Source organism: Cryptosporangium minutisporangium (genome assembly GCF_039536245.1).
Taxonomy (GTDB): domain Bacteria; phylum Actinomycetota; class Actinomycetes; order Mycobacteriales; family Cryptosporangiaceae; genus Cryptosporangium; species Cryptosporangium minutisporangium.
Genome location: NZ_BAAAYN010000036.1, coordinates 41,797 through 56,964, shown reverse-complemented (window position 1 = coordinate 56,964; position 15,168 = coordinate 41,797). Strand labels below are relative to the sequence as shown.

The window sequence follows — 15,168 nt, the reverse complement described above, 5'->3', positions numbered from 1 at the left end:
GTACGACTCCCTCCCGGCCCTGTTACATCCCTTCACCCACCGTCCCGCTACGGGCCGGTTCCTGCCTGCCCCCTGAGTGGGGGTCAATCCGGGCCAGCGTAATCACGGAACGTCTCTTTCGCGGCCCCTCGACACCACGAGATCCGGAATGCCGACCCGGGCGCGTAGCCGGTCAGCGGGGTGGGCACGATGGACGCATGACCGAAACGTCCGGCTGGACGGGCCCCGAGGTAGCCGCGCTGCGCCATCGCGCCGAACTGTGGATCGCGGACGATCCCGATCCGGTCACTCGCGCCGAACTCCAAGCGGTGCTCTCCGGATTCCCCGGCACGCTCGACGACCTCGCCGATCGCTTCGCCGGTCCGCTCACGTTCGGCACCGCGGGCCTACGCGGCCCGGTGCGGGCCGGGCCGAACGGCATGAACCGTGCGGTCGTGCGCGCGGCCGCGGCGGGTCTCTGCGCCTATCTGGACGACCACCGCGCCGACGGTGCCGTGGTGATCGGATACGACGCCCGCCGGGGCAGCGCGGCCTTCGCGGCCGAGACGGCTGCGGTGGTCACCGGCGGGGGCCGGGCGGCCCTCCTGCTGCCGCGGCCACTGCCGACGCCGGTGCTCGCGTACGCGGTCCACCGACTGGACGCCGCGGCCGGCGTCATGGTCACCGCCAGCCACAACCCGCCGGGCGACAACGGCTACAAGGTCTACCTGTCGGACGGTGCGCAGATCGTGCCGCCCGCGGACCGGGAGATCGAGGAGCGGATCCGGGCCGTCGAACAGCTCGGAACGGTGCCGCTCGGCACGGCCGCGCAGCAGGTGGACGAACGGCTGGTGACGGAGTACATCGCGGCGACCGTGCAGGCCGTGGTGGGCGCCGACCCCGACGCGGACGCCCGACGCGCGGCGCTCCGGGTCGCGTACACACCCCTGCACGGCGTCGGCCGGGAGGTGCTGGAACAGGCGTTCGCGGCGGCCGGGTTCGCCGCGCCCGCGGTCGTGCCGTCGCAGGCCGAGCCCGATCCGGCGTTCCCCACCGTCGCGTTCCCCAATCCGGAGGAGCCCGGCGCGGTCGACGAGCTGCTCGCGCTGGCCGCGTCGGTGGGCGCCGACATCGCGATCGCCAACGACCCGGACGCCGACCGGTGCGCGGTCGCGGTGCCGTCGCCGTCGGGATGGCGGCTGCTGCACGGCGACGAGGTCGGAGTCCTGCTGGCGGACGCGCTGCTGCGGCACGGCGTCAAGGGCACGTTCGCGACGACGATCGTGTCGTCCTCGCTACTCGGAACCCTGGCGCCGGCCAGGGGCGCGCGGGCGGCCGAGACGCTGACCGGCTTCAAGTGGATCGTCCGCGCCGCCGACGACCTGGCGTACGGCTACGAGGAGGCGCTGGGGTACGCGGTCGCACCGGACGTCGTCCGGGACAAGGACGGGATCGGTGCGGCGCTCGCGATCGCCGACCTGGCGGCCGAGCTGAAGGCCCGCGGACGGACGCTGACCGACCGGCTCGACGAGCTCGCGATGGAGTTCGGATTGCACGCGACGACGCAGCTGTCGGTGCGGGTCGACGACCTGCGGGAGATCGCGGCCGCGATGGGCCGGATCCGTTCCGGCACCCCCGAGACGCTGCTCGGTCGGGAGGTCACCGAGGTGCACGACCGGCTGCCGTCCGCGGACGTGCTGACGCTGCGCGCGCCGGGGGTGCGGGTGGTCGTCCGTCCGTCCGGTACGGAGCCGAAGCTCAAGGCGTACCTGGAGGTCGTGGAGCCGGTATCGGCAGGAGTGGACACCGCACGGGACGTTGCCGCTTCCCATCTGGCGGCGCTCCGCTCCGAGGTGGCCGCCGTCCTAGGCCTCCGCTAGCCCTGACGCCGCCGCTGGGGGCGGACTTTCGGGAAGGGGCCTCTGCGGCGCCCGCCCGAGGCGGCGGGCGCCGTGGGCACCTCGGGTCAGACCGAGCCGAACTGGCGGTCGCCCGCGTCGCCGAGGCCCGGGACGATGTACGCCGAGTCGTTCAGCCGCTCGTCGATGCTGGCCGTGACCACCCGGATCGGCAGCTGGGCCTCCTCCAGACGGCGCAGCCCCTCCGGCGCGGCCAGTGCGCAGATCACCGTTACGTCGGTGGCGCCCCGCTGGGTGAGCAGGCCGACGCAGTGCTGCAGCGAGCCGCCGGTGGCCAGCATCGGGTCGAGCACGAACACCGGCCGGCCGGTGAGGTTCTCCGGCAGCGACTCCATGTAGGCCCGCGGCTGGAACGTCTCCTCGTCCCGCGCCAGCCCGACGAAGCCCATCGACGCCTCGGGCAGCAGCCCGAACGCCGCCTCGGCCATCCCGAGGCCGGCGCGGAGCACCGGGACGAGCAGCGGCGGGTTGCCCAGCCGGGTGCCGGTGGTGCGGGCCACCGGGGTGTGGATCGGGTACTTCTCGATCTCGATGCCGCGAGTGGCCTCGTAGACCAGCATCAGGGTCAGCTCACGGAGCGCGGCTCGGAAGACCGCCGGCTCGGTGCGGGCGTCGCGCATCGTGGTGAGGCGAGCGGCGGCGAGCGGGTGGTCGACGACAAGGGTCTGCACGTCGCGAAGGTACCCCGCCCACCAGCGGTAACCCAACGCCGACCTCGCCCGCGGTCCGCGAGGCCACACGACATCCGCGACGCCGGGCGTCGCGCTTCAGGCGCTGGCGCGGAGCACCAGCCCCGCCCGCGAGGCCGACCCGGGCACGTCGACTGCCCGCCGGGAGGCCCGGGCGCGGTGGTAGACGGCCTCGATCGCGGAGCCGTACGCCTCCGGCGTGTGGCGCAGCGCCGCCATCCGGCCCGCTGCCGCCGTCCGCGACGCCAACTCCGGATCGGTGAGCAGCGCGGTGAGCCCGGCCGCGAACCCGTCCCCCGGCGCGCACACCGCAGCGCCGCCCAGCGGTCCGTGCGCGTGCAGGACGGAGTCCGCCATGACCACGGGCACCCCGGCCAGCGCGGCCTCCTGCAGCACCAGCCCCTGGGTGTCGGTGAGGGACGGGAACCCGAACACGTCGGCGGCGGCGTACGCCTCCGCGACCGAGGCGGCCGGAAGCTGCCCGGTTACCACCACCCGATCCCCGACGCCGTGCGTCCGCAGCAGCCCGGCGAGCCACCGCTGCTCGTACACCGCACCGACCAGCGCGAGCCGCACGGCCGGCACCGACCTCGCCACCGCCGCCACCGCCGCCAGCAAGGCCTCGACGTTCTTCTCACGGTTCACCCGGCCCACGAACAGCACGAGCGGAGCGTCCGACGGAATCCGGTGCCGTTGCCGGAACGCCGGGCCGGCGTCGGCGGCCACCGCCCGGGGCGCGACCCCGGTCGGCACCGAGACGATCCGCGCCGGATCGACCGGCAGCGCCGAGCGTCGCAGCACCGCGGCGGTCGGTACCACGACGACGTCCGTGTCCCCGAAGAACGCGGTGTTGGCCGCGTCGAGTAACCGGCAGCGGGTCGCCGACCGACGCTCCGAACGCCACGCACCGGCCGCGCCGCGCACGATCCGCAGCGCCCGGCGGGGCGGCCAGGACGTGCCGACGCCGAGCCGACGCGCGTAGGCAGCCCGCATCACCCGCAGCGCGGTCGTGGGGATCCGGTACGCCTCCAGGTAGGCGTGCAGGTCCGTGTGGTACGTCTGCACCAGCGGCAGGCCGAGTCGCTGCGCGGCCAGCACGCCGAGCAGTCCGGCCGGGCCGGGCGTGTGGACGTGCACGACGTCGGGTGCGGCGTCGGCCACCCACTCCACGTAGCGGGATCGCGGCCAGGTCGCCAGCCGGAGATCGGCCACTCCGCAGGGCATCGACGGCAGCCCGACGACCGGGAAGCCGACCGGCGTCGCGGCGGGGTACCCGGGCGCGAACAGCACGCTCTCGTGCCCTCGTGCGGCGAGCGCACCCGCGAGCGTCCGGATCGAGGTGATGACGCCGTCGCGCCGTGGGAGGAACGTGTCGGAGAAGTGCGCGATACGAAGCCGCTCCCCGCGCGTCCGCGGAAGATCGCTCCGGTCGGCCATGCCGTCTCCTTCGTCGTGACACCCGCCGCCGTTACCGGGCGGTTCGATCGCCGAAGGTAGGGGCGGAGGACCGCCCAGGAGCCGCCCCGGCGCAGGCTTCACCCGCCCTTCACGTTCCGGCCCGGGCCGTTGGCCGATCCGTCACCCGGCACGCTGGTCGGCTCTGCCCAAAGCAAGGGGCGCCGACCGGCCGAACTTGCCCTGACCGGGCCGGTCACGCGCTGCGTAGGATCGTCAGCATGTCCGTCACCGCACCGGCCCAGGTTCCCGTGTCCGGGGCGTCCGACAGTGTCGACAACGCCGATGCGCTCCGCGACGTCACCCGCTCGGAGGCGGCGCTCCGCCGCTTCCTGCACGGCCTTCCCGGCGTCGACGAGGTCGGCGCGAAGACCCGCGCCGCCCGCCTCGGCACCCGCTCGATCAAGGCGTCGTCCAAGGTCTACGCGCTCGACCTGGCGATCCGGATGATCGACCTGACCACGCTGGAAGGCTCCGATACGCCCGGCAAGGTTCGGGCGCTCTGCGCCAAGGCGCTGCACCCGGGCGACGACGCCCCACCGGTGGCCGCGGTCTGCGTCTACGGCGACCGGGTTCCGGAGGCCGTGGACGCGCTGAAGGGCTCCGGCGTCCACGTCGCCGCCGTCGCCACCGCGTTCCCGTCCGGCCGGGCACCGCGCGAGGTCAAACTCGCCGACACCCGGGCCGCGGTCGCGGCCGGCGCCGACGAGATCGACATGGTGATCGACCGGGGCGCGTTCCTCTCCGGCCGCTACGGCCAGGTGTTCGAGGAGATCGTCGCGACGAAGCGGGCCTGCGGCGACGCCCACCTCAAGGTGATCCTGGAGACCGGCGAGCTGGTCACCTACGACAACGTCCGCCGGGCGTCCTGGTTGGCGATGCTCGCCGGGGCCGACTTCATCAAGACGTCCACCGGCAAGATCTCACCCGCGGCGACGCTGCCGGTGACGCTGGTGATGCTCGAGGCGTGCCGGGACTTCCGGGTCGCCACCGGCCGCCAGGTGGGCATGAAACCCGCCGGCGGCATCCGCACCGCCAAGGACGCGATCAAGTACCTGGTGATGGTCAACGAGATCACCGGCCCCGACTGGCTCGACCCCGACTGGTTCCGGTTCGGTGCGTCCAGCCTGCTCAACGACGTCCTGCTGCAGCGCCGCAAGATCGCCACCGGCCACTACGCCGGCTCCGACCACGTGACCCTGGACTGACATGTTCGAGTACGCACCCGCCCCCGAATCGCGCGACGTCGTCAGCCTGCGCCCCTCCTACGGGCTGTTCATCAACGGCGAGTTCACCGACGGCAGCGGCGTCTTCAAGACCGTGAACCCGGCGGACGAGGAGGTGCTGGCCGAGGTCGCCGAGGCCGGTGCCGCCGATGTCGACCGAGCCGTGGCCGCCGCCCGGAAGGCGTTCGACACCGTCTGGGGTCCGATGCCCGGCAAGGAGCGGGGTAAGTACCTGTTCCGGATCGCTCGGCTGCTGCAGGAGCGGGCCCGCGAGTTCGCGGTGCTGGAGTCGCTCGACAACGGCAAGCCGATCCGCGAGTCCCGCGACGTCGACCTGCCGCTGGTCGCCGCGCACTTCTTCTACTACGCGGGCTGGGCCGACAAGCTGTCCTACGCCGGGCTGGGGCCAGAGCCACGCCCGCTCGGCGTGGCCGGGCAGGTCATCCCCTGGAACTTCCCGCTGCTGATGCTGGCGTGGAAGATCGCGCCGGCGCTGGCCACCGGCAACACCGTCGTGCTCAAGCCGGCCGAGACCACGCCGCTGACCGCGCTGCTGTTCGCGGAGGTCTGCCGACAGGCCGAGCTGCCGCCGGGCGTCGTCAACATCGTGACCGGGGCGGGAGAGACCGGGCGGGCGCTGGTCGCACATCCGGGCATCGACAAGGTTGCCTTCACCGGCTCCACCGACGTGGGCCGGGAGATCGCCCGGGCGATCGCGGGCTCCGGCAAGCGGCTCACGCTCGAGCTCGGCGGCAAGGCCGCGAACATCGTCTTCGACGACGCGCCGATCGACCAGGCGATCGAGGGCATCGTCGACGGGATCTTCTTCAACCAGGGGCACGTGTGCTGCGCCGGGTCTCGGCTGCTGGTCCAGGAGTCGGTGGCCGACGAGGTGCTGAGCGCGCTTCGGCGGCGGATGGCGACGCTCCGGGTCGGTGACCCGCTGGACAAGAACACCGACGTCGGGGCGGTCAACTCCGCGGCGCAGCTGGAGCGGATCCGCGAGCTGTCCGCGGCCGGCGAGGCGGAGGGGGCCGAGCGCTGGTCGCCGCCGTGCGAGCTGCCCGACCGCGGGTTCTGGTTCGCGCCGACGGTGTTCACCGGGGTCTCGCAGGCCCACCGGATCGCCCGCGAGGAGATCTTCGGCCCGGTGCTGTCCGTGCTGACGTTCCGGACGCCCGCCGAGGCCGTCGAGAAGGCCAACAACACGCCGTACGGGCTCTCCGCTGGTATCTGGACCGAGAAGGGCTCCCGGATCCTCTGGATGGCCGACAAGCTGCGCGCCGGCGTGGTCTGGGCCAACACGTTCAACCAGTTCGACCCGGCGTCGCCGTTCGGCGGCTACAAGGAGTCCGGTTACGGCCGCGAGGGCGGCCGCCACGGCCTGGAGGCCTACGTCCGATGACCCAGCCGAACAACAATGGCGACGCCCGGCCGCGGGCGAAATCCAGTGCCGCGCGACCCGCGAAGCGCACCACCGCGTCAGGGAAGAACGCAGCGCCCGCGAAGAAGGCCGCACCGGCGAAGCGTGCTTCCCGGACCGAGACGATCGTGACGACCGGTGTATCGGCGGACGCGCTGCCGACGTCGCCGACCGCCCCACCGCGGGTCGGGATGGCCAGTCGGCTCGCCGCGGCGCCGGCGCGCACCAACGGGCGGCTGAGCGTTCGGAAGACGTACAAGCTGTACATCGGCGGCGCGTTCCCGCGGAGCGAGTCGGGGCGCACGTACCCGGTCAACGACGCGGAGGGAGCGTTCGTGGCGAACGTGGCGCGGGCTTCCCGGAAGGACGTCCGGGACGCGGTCGTCGCGGCGGCCAAGGCGTTCGGAGGCTGGGCGTCCCGGACGCCGTACAACCGCGGTCAGATCCTGTACCGGATCGCCGAGATGCTGGAAGGGCGGCGGGCGCAGTTCGTCGACGAGCTGGCGACCACGGAAGGCATCGGCCGGGACCGCGCCGAGGCTGCGGTGGACGCCGCGGTCGACCGGTGGGTTTGGTACGCGGGGTGGGCGGACAAGTACGCCCAGGTCGTGGGCGCGACGAACCCGGTCGCCGGACCGTACCTGAACCTCTCGACGCCGGAGCCGACCGGCGTGGTCGGGGTGCTGGCGCCGCCGTCCGCGCCGTTGCTCGGGCTGGTGAGCGTGGTCGCGCCGGTGATCGCGACCGGCAACACCTGCGTGGTGGTGGCCAGCACCGCGCACCCGCTGGCCGCGGTGACGCTGACCGAGGTGCTGGCCACCTCCGACCTGCCCGGCGGCGTGGTGAACTTGCTGACCGGGCAGGTGTCCGAGCTGGGGCCGTGGCTGGCATCGCACGAAGAGGTGCGGGGCATCGACCTGACCGGCGCCGACGTCGACCAGGCCGCGGAGTGGGAGGCGCAGGCAGCGGGGAACCTCAAGCGGGTCCGCCGCCCCGACCCCGCCGAGGACTTCACCGCCGACCCGCCGCTGAGCCGCCTCACCACGTTCACCGAGACTAAGACGGTCTGGCACCCGATCGGCGTCTAGTGCACGGCCCGCCGAGGGGCGAGCCTGGCGGCCTCGCGTTTGGCCTTGAGACCACGCAAAGGTCGAGGCGGCCTTGCGCGAGGACGCCAGCCTCGTCCTCGGCGGGCTCCAGGTCAGTGCAAGGCACCTTCAGGAGCGGAGGGGGGCGGCGCCCAGGTGCGAGCCGCCGGTGGCGTCGACGACCTGGCCGGTGACCCACCCCGCGGCGGGGGACGCCAGGAACGCGACCACCTCGGCGACGTCCTCCGGCTCCCCCACCCGCTCGAACACCGAGTAGCTCGCCGCGTGCGCCCGCGCGGCCGGATCGGCTCGGAGCCAATCGGCGTTGACGTCCGTGTCCACGATCCCGGGCGCCACCGCGTTGACCGTGATACCCCGGACGCCCAGTTCGTGCGCCAGCGTGAAGCTGAACGTGTTCAGCGCACCCTTGCTCATCGAGTAAGCCAGCGTCTCCGGTAATGCGATCCGAGTGACGCCGGACGAGACGTTGATGATCCGCCCGCCGTCGCGGATCCGGTCGAGCGCCTGCTGCACCAGGAAGAACGGCGCCTTGACGTTGACGGCGAACACTCGGTCGAACTCCTCCGCCGTGGTCTTCGTGAGCGGACCGGACGATCCGATCGCCGCGTTGTTGACGACGACGTCCACGCCGAGCGGCACACCCCGGGCGGCCAGTGCGTCGTCGAACGCGTCCCAGAGCCGCTCGACGTCGCCCGGGACACCGAGCTCGGCCCCGAGCGGGAACGCTTCCCCGCCGGCCGCTCGGATCAGGCCGACCGTCTCGTCGGCGGCTGTCGCGTTCGTCCCGTAGTGCACGGCGACGAGCGAGCCGTCGGCGGCGAGACGACGGGCGATTGCCCGGCCGATTCCACGGCTGGCGCCGGTGACGAGGCTGGTCTTTCCGTCGAGCGCACCCATGTGGGAGGTCCTTTCTCTAGCGGTCGCTACAGAATTACCGTAGCCGACATTCTCTAGCGAGCGCTATAGAATGAGCGCCGTGACGACGGACACGGGCGCCGCGAACCCCACCCCCCGCCAACCCGCGCGGGGGCGACCACGCGGGTTCGACCGGGACCGCGCCCTGCAGGCCGCACTCGAGGAGTTCTGGGCCCACGGCTACGAGGCGACGCCGATCTCGACGCTCGCCAAGCGGATGGGCATCGGCGCGCCGAGTCTTTATGCGGCATTCGGGGACAAGAAGACGCTGTTTCGCGAAGTCGTCGACGTTTACAGCCGGACGCACGGTGCATTTACGGCGCGGGCACTGGAAGAGGAAAACACCGCCCGCGCGGCGGTCTCTCGAATGCTGTGGGAGGCCGCGGCGGAATACACCGCGCCACACCACCCCCCGGGGTGTCTCGTGGTCAGTGCAGCCACGAATTGCGGGCCCGATTCAGCCGACGTCGAGCAGCTGCTCCGGGATCGCCGGAATGCGAACATCGCCGTGATATCGCGCCGAATCCAAGACGACGTCGACGCCGGAATTTTGCCGACCGATACCGATTCCGGGGCCCTGGCGCGCCTCACCGGCGTCGCAATTCAGGGCATGTCCCAGCAGGCTCGCGACGGCGCGACTCGCTCCGAGCTCGAAACGATCGCCGTCCTCACCCTGCGCGCGTGGCCCGCGGAAACCGCTGGCCACTCGTCGCCCCGCGAGCAGCGATAATACCGGCGGAAATAGTGCGACGGAAATGCCCCAGAAAAACCTTACGCGGTGGGACGGGGGGATCTAAGCCTGCCCTGTCCCACCGCGCTTCGGTTGCGTCCGGCGCCCGGGGGGTCGGCGTCGGTTCGCGGGGTGTCTGACAACTGAACGTTACGATGCACTGCTGACCAGTCGGAAGCCCTTTGAGGTTTCGTTAAGGTCTCTCTGATCGCGAGTTAACCCGCGTCTTCCGCATTGCCCTCAAGGCTCCGACCGCCCGGTGCAATGGCCGATAATCACCCGTCCCACGAGGCACATCCGGCCACGAACGATCGGTGTCTTTTCGGTCCGGCATGACGCCACCGCGACCGTGTCCGAACACCGCCGGGTCGAGCATCGCCAGGTCGACGCGGATTCGGGCTCCGCCCATCGGGCTCGTGTCGATTCGGATCGAACCTCCGGCGGCCTCCGCCACCCGACGCACGATGTCGAGGCCGAGGCCGGTCGAGCCACCGCCGCTGTTCCCCCGCCGCACGGCCATCCGTGGGTGGCGAATACCGGTTCCGGCGTCCTCGACGACCAGGGCGGCCACCGGCCCGCGCAGCACGAGCACGCTGACCGCGAACGCCACCCCCGGCGCGGTGTGCCGGAACACGTTGCCCAGCAACACGTCGACGATCGACACCAGCTCGGTACGGGACACCCCGACCGGCACCCGCCGCCCGACGCCGGCCAGCCGGCAGTCGCGGTGCTCGTCCTCCGCGAGGGCGCCCCAGAAGTCGACCCGGTCCGCGACCACCTCGGCCAGGTCGCACCACTCCGGGCCGCGCTCGGAGAGCGGCCGGCGCGCGGTCTGGATGATGACGTCGACCTCGCGCTCCAGCGTTGCGACGGCCTCCCGGATGCGGGCGGCGTCCACGCCGTCGTCCAGCGCTTCGGCGTCCAGCCGGAGGGCCGTCAGCGGTGTTCGGAGGCGATGCGACAGGTCGGCGGCGAGTTCGCGCTCGGCGTCCAGTGTGGCGACGACCCGATCGGCCATCGTGTTGAACGAGACGCCGGCCTCGGACAGCTCCCGTGGACCGGACGGCTCGACCCGGGCCTCCAGGTTGCCGTCACCGAACGCGCGCGCCACCGCCGCGAGATTTCGGGTCGCACCGACGACTTTCGCTGCCAACCGGTCGGCGACCACCACCGAACCCACGACCAGCCCCAACGCGACCAGGATGAGCGCCACCGAGGCACCGGTGACCCCGCGGCTGAGCGCCTCCGAGGGGATGAACACCTCGATGACCGCAGTGTCGTCGCCGGACGAAAGCGTGGTCGGCCGCAGATAGACGACCCCACCGTCGACGTCGGCGGTGATCGACTCGTCCGCGCTGTTCCGGACGAGTCGGATGTCGGCAGGCTTGGCCCTCGCGGTCCCGATCGGCTCGCTCTGGCTAGGTAGATGGATAGCCAGGCCGTCCTGCTTCCACGCCGGGATCGTCACCAGCGCGTTCTCGATGTCCTGCGAGACCGTCGTCGCGGTCAGCACGGACACCACCGCGTCCGCCTGGCGCTGGGCATCGGTGATCGCCCGGTCGCGGGCGATCTGATGCACGACCAGGAGCAGCGGCACGACGAAGGCCAGCGAGACCATCGAGGTGGTCGCCAGCGCGACCAGCGCGAGGGCCCGCCTCATCGGTGGCCCGGTCTCATGTGGGATCCACGAGCTTCACACCTACCCCACGAACGGTCCGGAGGTACCGCGGGGCAGCCGCGGTCTCTCCTAGCTTGCGGCGCAACCAGGACAAGTGCACATCGATCGTCTGGTCACCGCCGACCGCCGGCTGGCGCCACACCGCCTCGACGAGCTCCCGCCGGCTCACCACGGTGCCCGGCCGGGCCGCCAAGTAGGCGAGCAGGTCGAACTCCCGGCGCGCCAGGTCGAGCGGCGCGCCGTCGAGCACCGCCTCGCGACGGTTCAGGTCGATCCGGAGACCACCCACGGTAAGCGTCGGGTCACGCCGCACCTCACCCGGGCTGCTCCGACGCAGCACCGCGGTCATCCGCGCGGTCAGGTGCTCGAACGAGAACGGCTTGACGAGGTAGTCGTCGGCACCGGAGTTCAGCAGACGGACGATCTCCCGCTCGTTGTCACGGGCGGTCGCCACCACAACTGGAACATCACAAACGCCACGCAACATGCGCAATGCGTCCGCACCGTCCAAGTCGGGTAGTCCTAGGTCGAGGATTACTACGTCGGGACGCGCTGAAGTGACTTCCCGTAGGGCGTCCAGCGCGGTTCCCACAGCACGGACCACGTGGCCCGCCTTTGACAGAGAACGTACAAGGGCGCTACGGATCGTGGGGTCGTCCTCGACGAGCAACACGGTCGGCATGTCCGGCACGGTAGCCCGATGAAAGGATGGACGGTATGCCTCGTGCGGTACGGCTCACCTTGCTTTGGCTTGGTACCACCGCCTTAGCAGTGACCGTTTCGTGGTTTGGTGTTCGTCTCGTCCTTTATGCAGCCGTCCCAGATCGGTCAAATCCACCTTCGGCGCGAGAATTGAAAGATTCCGCGCCGCGATCCACCGGTCCACCTCCGGCGGCCGGAAAGACCCGCAGTCCTACTCCCCGACCGACGGCCGAGACCAGCAACGCCGCCACGCCGACACCGCAGACCTGGGAAGACGAGAACGGGCAACTGAACTACCTCAGCACGGTGTCGACCACCGGCGGCTGGGCCAAGATCCAGTGGACCAGCGAACGAGTCATAGTCATCGATACGTACCCGGAAACGGGTTACACCCCGCAGGTCAAACAGCTGAGCCCGACGCGGGTGCAGATTCAGTTCACCGGCCCCGGAAAGACGACCGCGATCGCCGCGTGGTGGGACGACGACGAGCCGCAACTCGACATCGACAACGACGGCGGCTGAAACAGCGAGACTTATTCGGGTCCGGCCCACCGCGGCCCGTCTTCGCAGATCGGAGCCCTGAACAGCGAGCGGGCGAACCGAGCCCGAATAAGCCTCGTCGGGTGGCGCTCACCACCCGGATGCCCATCGGCCCTAAGGTAGGTGCGGACGAATCGGCCGCACCCAGGAGGAGCCGTGGCGGGCAGGCACCCGGAGGACGTCGAACCGCGTGAGGACGCGGTGACCGACGACGAACCCGAGGCCGCCGAGGACGACGCGCCGGAGGGTGAACGGTCGGCCCGTGTGGCCGAGTACTGGGCCGCGCTCGGCATCGACCCGGTCGAGATCGCGCTACCGCGCGGCGGGGTCGGTCTGACGCTCCGGCAGTACCGGGTCGTCGAAGAGGAGCCGGTCGACGACGACATCGACGAGGAGCTCGAAGCCGAAGCGCTCGCCGCCGGGGACGCCGACGACACGGACGAGGACGACGACGATCGCCCCGCCCGCGACTCCGCCGAGGACGAGGACGACGACAAGGACGAGCGCCGCCGCACCCGCGACAGCAACCTCGACGACGACCTCGACGACGACCTCGACGACGAAACCGCGCTCGACGACGAGGAGCCACTCGACGAGGAGCCCGGCCGAGCCCGGGTCGCCGCCGGCGAGGAAGAGGCGGTGTTCCTCGCCACCGCAGGCAAGCTCCACCTCTTCCACGAGCCGGAGTCGCTCGTCGCGTTCGTGAAGTCCGGTGCCGTCCACGACCTGGCCGACAGCGAGAGCTGGGCGGAACTGGTCGAGACGATCACCCCCGACCTGGTCGTCCCGGACGACGAGGACCGCTACGAACTCGACCTCGTGGTCGAGAACCTCCGCGGCGGCCGGGACGTGTGGGAGCGCGACCTGATCATCGGCGCCGGTGAGCTCGCCCGCGACCTGGCGTACGCGCTGGAACTCGCCGAGGTCGAGGCCGTCCTCGCCCCCGGCAGTCCGCTCGACGATCTGGACGAGGCCCTGCGCGCCAAGGGGTTCTTCGGCCGCCGCAAGCTCAAGAGGATCGGCGCCGAGCAGGTCGCGCTCGCCTGGCGGAGCGTCATCGGCCGGATCACCTCGTCCGTCGAGTGGCACGACTGAGCCGAACAACCCACGCATGAGCCGGATGGGTCGGGACGCCGAACTGATCGAGACCAGCGACCCGGCGGCGCTGCGGGCGGAGATCGTCCGGCGTGCGCTGCCCGGGATCGAGGACGTCGTCCCGGGGGCGCGCACCGTGCTGGTGCGCACCAGTCCCGGCCAGGCCCCGGATCTCCGGTGGGCAGCGGCGTGGCGTCCGGACGAAGCGCCGGAGCAGGTCGGCCGGGAGCTGACCATCTGTGTCCGGTACGACGGCCCCGACCTCGAGGACGTCGCCGCCCTGGCCGGCGTCGACGTGGACGGGGTCGTGGCGCTGCACACCGGCGCGGTCTACACGGTCGCGTTCACCGGGTTCGCACCCGGCTTCGGCTACCTCACCGGGCTCCCGGAGCCGTTGCGCGTCCCGCGCCGCAGCTCGCCGCGGACTCGGGTACCGGTCGGCGCGGTGGGTCTGGCCGGGGACTTCACCGGCGTGTACCCGCGCCCCTCCCCCGGCGGCTGGCAGCTGATCGGTCGCACCGACCAGACCCTCTGGGACGCGGCCGCCGACCCGCCCGCACTGCTCTCCCCCGGCGACCGGGTGCGGTTCACCCCGTGCTGACGATCCGGTCCGTGCTGACGATCCGGTCCGTGCTGACGATCCGGTCCGGGGGCCCGCTCACGACCGTCCAGGACCGGGGCCGCCCCGGCTGGGCCCACGTGGGCGTCCCGCGGTCCGGCGCCGCCGATCTGCCCGCGCTGACGCGCGCGAACGCGCTCGTCGGCAACGCCGCCTCCGCGGCGGCGCTGGAGGTGACCCTCGGCGGTCTCGTGGCCGTGCCCGATGCGGACGTCGTGATCGCGCTCACCGGGGCGCGCTGCCGGCTGTCGGTGGACGGGGTTCCGGTGCCCCACGGTGCCGCGGTCGGGGTTCCCGCCGGTGCCGAAATCCGGGTGGACGCCGCTCGCGCCGGCGTTCGCGCGTACCTGGCCGTCGCCGGCGGCGTCGCGGTGGAGCCGGTGCTCGGCAGCCGCAGCACCGACACGCTGTCCGGGCTCGGCCCGGCACGTGTCCGCGACGGCGACCGTCTTCCGCTCGGGTCAGGCGGTGCCCGCCCGTCGGACGACGCCGGCCCGGACGCATCCGGCCGCCCAGTGGCCACGGACCGCGCCGAGCGCGAGGACACCTGGGTCTCGGACGGCGAACTCGACCTCGACGGCGTACGGGCCGGATTCGCGGCCCGGCAGGTCGTCGAGCCGGAGATTCCGCCGGAGCCGGTGCTGCGGGTGCACCCGGGGCCGCGCGAAGACTGGTTCACCCCGGAGGCCGTCGAGACCCTCTACGTCACCGGCTGGACCGTCACACCGCAGAGCGACCGGGTCGGTGCCCGGCTGGACGGGCCGCCGCTGGCCCGCGCGGTCTCCGACGAGCTGCCGAGCGAGGGCATGGTGGCCGGTGCGTTGCAGATTCCACCGTCCGGTCCGGTGCTCTTCCTCGCCGACCACCCGGTCACCGGCGGATATCCAGTGATCGGCGTGGTCGATCCCGACGATCTGTGGCTGGCCGCGCAAGCGCCACCCGGCACCGTGCTACGCCTGCGTCGCCTCGATTCCTGAGCCGAACGGGTGCGGCGTACGTGAGTCAGCCGAGAACATCGGTATTTCATGGCACTTCACGGACGACAGCGCCCGATACAGCGTGCGGAACGGCACACTTATCGGCGTACGG

14 protein-coding genes are annotated in these 15,168 nt (G+C 72.0%); 9 read left to right on the top strand and 5 right to left on the bottom strand.

All coding sequences use genetic code 11. The annotated features are described in order from the left end of the window. Positions 1 to 197 precede the first annotated feature (197 nt). A complete protein-coding gene (locus ABEB28_RS26420) occupies positions 198 to 1,859 on the top strand; it encodes a phospho-sugar mutase (RefSeq protein WP_345730909.1) in 1,662 nt (553 codons plus the stop codon). 86 nt (positions 1,860 to 1,945) lie between these two features. Here the strand turns inward: ABEB28_RS26420 and upp are convergent, their stop codons facing one another. Further along, positions 1,946 to 2,518, bottom strand: a complete 573-nt coding sequence (gene upp / locus ABEB28_RS26415; RefSeq protein WP_376981534.1) for a uracil phosphoribosyltransferase — start codon at positions 2,516 to 2,518, stop codon at positions 1,946 to 1,948. 147 nt (positions 2,519 to 2,665) lie between these two features. Then, positions 2,666 to 4,024, bottom strand: coding sequence for a glycosyltransferase (locus tag ABEB28_RS26410; RefSeq protein WP_345730907.1), 1,359 nt, complete (start codon positions 4,022 to 4,024; stop codon positions 2,666 to 2,668). A 239-nt stretch (positions 4,025 to 4,263) separates the two neighbouring features. Here ABEB28_RS26410 and deoC point away from each other — a divergent pair, with 239 nt between their 5' ends. From deoC to ABEB28_RS26395, 3 genes are all read left to right on the top strand, one after another. Continuing rightward, positions 4,264 to 5,250, top strand: coding sequence for a deoxyribose-phosphate aldolase (deoC, locus tag ABEB28_RS26405; protein ID WP_345730906.1), 987 nt, complete (start codon positions 4,264 to 4,266; stop codon positions 5,248 to 5,250). Position 5,251: 1 nt separating this feature from the next. Further along, positions 5,252 to 6,673, top strand: a complete 1,422-nt coding sequence (locus tag ABEB28_RS26400; RefSeq protein ID WP_345730905.1) for an aldehyde dehydrogenase family protein — start codon at positions 5,252 to 5,254, stop codon at positions 6,671 to 6,673. A 209-nt stretch (positions 6,674 to 6,882) separates the two neighbouring features. After that, a complete protein-coding gene (locus tag ABEB28_RS26395) occupies positions 6,883 to 7,779 on the top strand; it encodes an aldehyde dehydrogenase family protein (protein WP_345730945.1) in 897 nt (298 codons plus the stop codon). Positions 7,780 to 7,908: 129 nt separating this feature from the next. On the opposite strand, the gene ABEB28_RS26390 is transcribed toward ABEB28_RS26395, so the two are convergent. Beyond that, the gene (locus tag ABEB28_RS26390) at positions 7,909 to 8,697 is read right to left on the bottom strand and encodes an SDR family oxidoreductase (RefSeq protein WP_345730904.1); all 789 of its coding nucleotides are present in this window, start codon (positions 8,695 to 8,697) and stop codon (positions 7,909 to 7,911) included. A gap of 70 nt (positions 8,698 to 8,767) precedes the next feature. On the opposite strand from ABEB28_RS26390, the gene ABEB28_RS26385 reads away from it, so the two are divergent. Further along, positions 8,768 to 9,445 (top strand): TetR/AcrR family transcriptional regulator, encoded by a 678-nt coding sequence (locus ABEB28_RS26385; protein ID WP_345730903.1) that lies wholly within the window; start codon positions 8,768 to 8,770, stop codon positions 9,443 to 9,445. 193 nt (positions 9,446 to 9,638) lie between these two features. On the opposite strand, the gene ABEB28_RS26380 is transcribed toward ABEB28_RS26385, so the two are convergent. Together ABEB28_RS26380 and ABEB28_RS26375 are read right to left on the bottom strand one after the other, a co-directional pair. Continuing rightward, positions 9,639 to 11,105 carry an ATP-binding protein gene (locus ABEB28_RS26380; RefSeq protein ID WP_345730902.1) on the bottom strand — a complete coding sequence of 489 codons (1,467 nt, stop codon included), beginning with the start codon at positions 11,103 to 11,105 and terminating at the stop codon, positions 9,639 to 9,641. Between the two features lie 13 nt (positions 11,106 to 11,118). Beyond that, positions 11,119 to 11,805 (bottom strand): response regulator transcription factor, encoded by a 687-nt coding sequence (locus ABEB28_RS26375; RefSeq protein ID WP_345730901.1) that lies wholly within the window; start codon positions 11,803 to 11,805, stop codon positions 11,119 to 11,121. A gap of 35 nt (positions 11,806 to 11,840) precedes the next feature. Here ABEB28_RS26375 and ABEB28_RS26370 point away from each other — a divergent pair, with 35 nt between their 5' ends. From ABEB28_RS26370 to ABEB28_RS26355, 4 genes are all read left to right on the top strand, one after another. Beyond that, positions 11,841 to 12,347, top strand: coding sequence for a hypothetical protein (locus tag ABEB28_RS26370; protein WP_345730900.1), 507 nt, complete (start codon positions 11,841 to 11,843; stop codon positions 12,345 to 12,347). Positions 12,348 to 12,521: 174 nt separating this feature from the next. Continuing rightward, the gene (locus tag ABEB28_RS26365) at positions 12,522 to 13,460 is read left to right on the top strand and encodes a DNA primase (RefSeq protein ID WP_345730899.1); all 939 of its coding nucleotides are present in this window, start codon (positions 12,522 to 12,524) and stop codon (positions 13,458 to 13,460) included. Positions 13,461 to 13,476: 16 nt separating this feature from the next. Further along, positions 13,477 to 14,061 (top strand): 5-oxoprolinase subunit PxpB, encoded by a 585-nt coding sequence (pxpB, locus tag ABEB28_RS26360; RefSeq protein ID WP_345730898.1) that lies wholly within the window; start codon positions 13,477 to 13,479, stop codon positions 14,059 to 14,061. After that, positions 14,055 to 15,056 carry a 5-oxoprolinase subunit C family protein gene (locus ABEB28_RS26355; protein ID WP_345730897.1) on the top strand — a complete coding sequence of 334 codons (1,002 nt, stop codon included), beginning with the start codon at positions 14,055 to 14,057 and terminating at the stop codon, positions 15,054 to 15,056. The genes pxpB and ABEB28_RS26355 overlap by 7 nt, the downstream gene beginning before the upstream one ends. Positions 15,057 to 15,168 lie beyond the last annotated feature (112 nt).

Bases quoted from the DNA above. Each gene is read 5' to 3' on its own strand.
- ABEB28_RS26420 (WP_345730909.1), top strand. From the start codon at position 198: ATGACCGAAACGTCCGGCTGGACGGGCCCCGAGGTAGCCGCGCTGCGC.
- upp (WP_376981534.1), bottom strand. From the start codon at position 2,518: ATGCGCGACGCCCGCACCGAGCCGGCGGTCTTCCGAGCCGCGCTCCGT.
- ABEB28_RS26410 (WP_345730907.1), bottom strand. From the start codon at position 4,024: ATGGCCGACCGGAGCGATCTTCCGCGGACGCGCGGGGAGCGGCTTCGT.
- deoC (WP_345730906.1), top strand. From the start codon at position 4,264: ATGTCCGTCACCGCACCGGCCCAGGTTCCCGTGTCCGGGGCGTCCGAC.
- ABEB28_RS26400 (WP_345730905.1), top strand. From the start codon at position 5,252: ATGTTCGAGTACGCACCCGCCCCCGAATCGCGCGACGTCGTCAGCCTG.
- ABEB28_RS26395 (WP_345730945.1), top strand. From the start codon at position 6,883: ATGGCCAGTCGGCTCGCCGCGGCGCCGGCGCGCACCAACGGGCGGCTG.
- ABEB28_RS26390 (WP_345730904.1), bottom strand. From the start codon at position 8,697: ATGGGTGCGCTCGACGGAAAGACCAGCCTCGTCACCGGCGCCAGCCGT.
- ABEB28_RS26385 (WP_345730903.1), top strand. From the start codon at position 8,768: ATGAGCGCCGTGACGACGGACACGGGCGCCGCGAACCCCACCCCCCGC.
- ABEB28_RS26380 (WP_345730902.1), bottom strand. From the start codon at position 11,105: ATGAGGCGGGCCCTCGCGCTGGTCGCGCTGGCGACCACCTCGATGGTC.
- ABEB28_RS26375 (WP_345730901.1), bottom strand. From the start codon at position 11,805: ATGCCGACCGTGTTGCTCGTCGAGGACGACCCCACGATCCGTAGCGCC.
- ABEB28_RS26370 (WP_345730900.1), top strand. From the start codon at position 11,841: ATGCCTCGTGCGGTACGGCTCACCTTGCTTTGGCTTGGTACCACCGCC.
- pxpB (WP_345730898.1), top strand. From the start codon at position 13,477: ATGAGCCGGATGGGTCGGGACGCCGAACTGATCGAGACCAGCGACCCG.